The 804-nt window shown below is 39.8% G+C and carries 1 protein-coding gene; it reads right to left on the reverse strand.

Going from position 1 to position 804, the window contains the following annotated elements; translation table 11 throughout:
- Positions 1–433, reverse strand: a 433-nt coding sequence (locus tag OA91_RS23800) for a hypothetical protein (RefSeq protein WP_231870452.1), incomplete at its 3' end; no start/stop codon positions are given.
- Positions 434–804: the final 371 nt, after the last annotated feature.

An 804-nucleotide genomic window follows, 5' to 3' on the forward strand; every position in this document is an offset into this window, starting at 1 on the left:
TTTCAGTTGAGTGATAGTAGATACGAACTTTTTCAGCATTAAACTGTGTATCTATGGTTAGCTTGCTACCTAAAACGTCATCACGCTTTGCCAGTTTATAATTAACCTTTAGCCACTGCCCTTGGCTATTTTTTGCCATGATGCGGTGGATAACAAGATCGCGGGTATCCAAAATCAATGACGTTTTGTTATCGCTCATCCAATCGAGTGAGAGTTCCGCAAAACCAGACAAAGATTTTTTATCAAAGTCGACATTAAGATCAAGATATACATGAGTCGCTTTAACTTGGTCATAATTAGCGTAAGTATATGCATCCGTTAGTTTAGACACTTTAGCGTGTTGATGTTCTGCTCCTTCATGCGCCCACGTAACTGGCGCAACTGACACTGATAAAGTGCCGAGTAACAAGCAAAGTTTTGAAAAATGTTTCATGACATTTAACCCTTTAAAATAAAAAATTGTACTTTTACCATTTTGCATAAAGAATATGAACACTAAGCATGACAGGGTCGACATTAGAATGAACAAAGCCTTGCCTATTCGCCGTTAAACTCTCGCTAAGTGAGCACTTTCTTATGTGGATTGGTATAAGTACTCTTGACGCCTAAATTGGGTTATACCGCAAAAAGATTAGCACTACTCTGCGAAAGTTGGATCAGCACGATAAACTCGACGTAGCATGGCTGGCCACGCTTTTTGACCGCCAGTTTCGCCATGATGAACAATATTTGCTTGGGCTTTAATGCCATCACTAATACTTTGTGGCGCATAAATAGGTGGCATACCTGTTGCCATTACCTGTA

The organism is Marinomonas sp. SBI8L (genome assembly GCF_001624705.1).
Taxonomy (GTDB): domain Bacteria; phylum Pseudomonadota; class Gammaproteobacteria; order Pseudomonadales; family Marinomonadaceae; genus Marinomonas.